Source organism: Rhizobacter sp. P2_D12 (assembly GCF_056404395.1).
This window is the reverse complement of sequence record NZ_JBFUEB010000243.1, coordinates 1-2625: the sequence shown is the minus strand read 5'-3', so window position 1 is coordinate 2625 and position 2625 is coordinate 1. Positions and strand designations below refer to the sequence as shown.

General features: G+C 71.1%; 1 protein-coding gene. It reads left to right on the top strand.

Going from position 1 to position 2625, the window contains the following annotated elements; genetic code table 11:
- Window positions 1-2397, top strand: a 2397-nt coding sequence (gene smc, locus AC1DYN_RS32075) for a chromosome segregation protein SMC (protein WP_477966777.1), incomplete at its 5' end; no start/stop codon positions are given.
- Window positions 2398-2625: the final 228 nt, after the last annotated feature.

The window sequence follows — 2625 nt, the reverse complement described above, 5'->3', positions numbered from 1 at the left end:
GTGCGGGCCGCGCAGGCGCGCAGCAACGAGCAGCGCACGGCCGTCGGCAGCGTGCAGCAGCAGATCCAGGTGCTGGCCGCCGAGAGCCGCAACCTCGACGACCAGCGCCGCCAGTTCAACGCCCGCCGCGAGCGGCTCGACGCCGAGCGCCGCCAGCTGGCCTCGCCCGACCTGGCGCGGTTGGCCGGGCTGAAGCAGCAGTCGGCCGCGGCCGACGAGCTGCAAGGCGTCGCCGATGCCCGCCTGCACGAACTGCAGGAGCAGGTGCCGGCGCTCGACGAGGCGCGGCGCGACGCGCAGGAGCAGGTCAACGCGCAAGGCGGCCGGCAGGCCGACCTGAGCGCCCGCCTCGACGCGCTGCGCGCGCTGCAGGAGAAGGTGCAGACCGAAGGCAAGCTCAAGCCCTGGCTGGCCAAGCATGGCCTCGAGGGGCTGCAAGGCCTGTGGACCAAGATCCACATCGAGCCCGGCTGGGAGACCGCGCTCGAATCCGCGCTGCGCGAACGCATCAACGCACTCGAGGTCGGCCGCATCGAGACGGTGCGCGCCTTCGCGAGCGACGCGCCGCCGGCCAAGCTCGCGTTCTACACCCCGCCGCAGGCCGCGATCTCCAACACGCACCAGACGCTGTCGAAGCTGAGCGACCTGCTGCGCCTGGGCAACCACGACCAGGCCGGCCTGAAGGCGCTGCTGAACGACTGGCTCGAAGGCGTCTACACCGCCGCCAGCATCGACGAGGCGCTGGCCGAGCGCGCGAAGCTCACGCACGGCGAGGTCATCATGACCCGCGAAGGCCACGCGGTCAGCCAGTTCGCGGTCGCCTTCTACGCGCCCGATTCCGAGCAGGCCGGCATGCTGGCGCGCGCGCAGGAGATCGAGAACCTGGAGCGCCAGCTGAAGGCGCAGACGCTGATCGCCGAGGAATCGCGCAGCGCGCTGGTGCGGGCCGAGGCGGCCTACACCGATGCGTCGCAGCGCCTGGTCGRCGCACGCCGCGAGGCCGCCGAGACGCAGACCCGCGCGCACCAGCTGCACGTCGAGCTGCTGCGCCTGTCGCAGCAGGCCGAGCAGACCAGCGCGCGGCGCGAGCAGCTCGACGGCGAGCTGGCCGAGATCGACGCGCAGCTCGAGGAGCTGGACGAACGCCGCGCCACCGGCGAGGCGCGCTTCGAGGAGCTCGACATCCAGCTCGGCAACACGCAGGAGCGCCATGCCGAGCTCGAAGAAGGCGTGATCGCCGCCGAACGCAAGCTGGCCGATGCGCGCGAGCAGCTGCGCGCGCTGGAGCGCCAGGCGCAGGAGGCGCAGTTCGCGTCGCGCGCGCTCGCGGCGCGGCGCGGCGAGCTGCAGCGCAGCATCGAGACCGCGCTGCAGCAGGTCGCGTCGAACGATGCGTCGGCCGCGCAGCTGCAGGAAGAACTGGTGCGCCTCACCGATGCCTCGGCCCACGTCGGCCTGGAGGACGCGCTGGCCGTCAGGCTCGACCGCGAGGCCGCCTTGGGCGCCAAGCGCAGCGAGTACGACGACCTGACGCTGCGCCTGCGCCGTGCCGACGAGCAGCGCATGGCGCACGAGCAGAGCCTGCAGCCGCTGCGCGACCGCATCACCAAGCTGCAGCTCGAAGAGCAGGCGGCGCAGCTGGGCGGTGCGCAGTTCATGGAGCAGTTGACGGCGGCCGAGGTCGACCTCGAGGCGCTGGCGCAGAACATCGCCGGCAACAACGTCAAGCTGTACGGGCTGCAGGGCGAGATCGACCGCATCAACCGCGACATCAACGCGCTCGGCGCGGTCAACCTGGCGGCGCTCGACGAGCTGACCGCGTCGCGCGAGCGCAAGACCTTCCTCGATTCGCAGAACGCCGACCTGAACGAGGCCATCAGCACGCTGGAAGGCGCGATCCACAAGATCGACCTCGAGACGCGCGACCTGCTGGGCAGCACCTTCAACCAGGTCAACGAGCATTTCGGCCGCATGTTCCCGAGCCTGTTCGGCGGCGGCCAGGCCAAGCTGATGATGACCGGCGACGAGATCCTCGACGCCGGGGTGCAGGTGATGGCCCAGCCCCCGGGCAAGAAGAACAGCACCATCCACCTGCTGTCGGGCGGCGAGAAGGCGCTGACGGCGATCGCGCTGGTGTTCGCGATCTTCCAGCTGAACCCGGCGCCGTTCTGCCTGCTCGACGAGGTCGATGCACCGCTGGACGATGCCAACACCGAGCGCTACGCCAAGCTGGTGAAGCAGATGTCCGAAGGCACGCAGTTCCTGTTCATCAGCCACAACAAGATCGCGATGGAGATGGCCGAGCAGCTGATCGGCGTGACGATGCAGGAGCAGGGCGTGTCGCGCATCGTGGCGGTCGACATGGAAGCCGCGGTCAGCCTGGCCGAGGCCGCCTGATGGAAAGCTCGTCGCCGGCCGAGCGCCGGGCCGCTCCCAAGCCGGCCGGCGTCGCCTCGGGGGATTGGCGAATGTACCCATTCGACGAGGGGCTCCATTGAGCACGCTCACCGTCTCGCTGGCCGCACTGGGCGGCGTCGTGCTGGCCGGCGTGGTGGCGCATGGTGCCTGGCAGGCGCGCAAGGCCGGGCCGCGGCGGCCGATGGAGGCCACGCCGCCGCCGGGCGC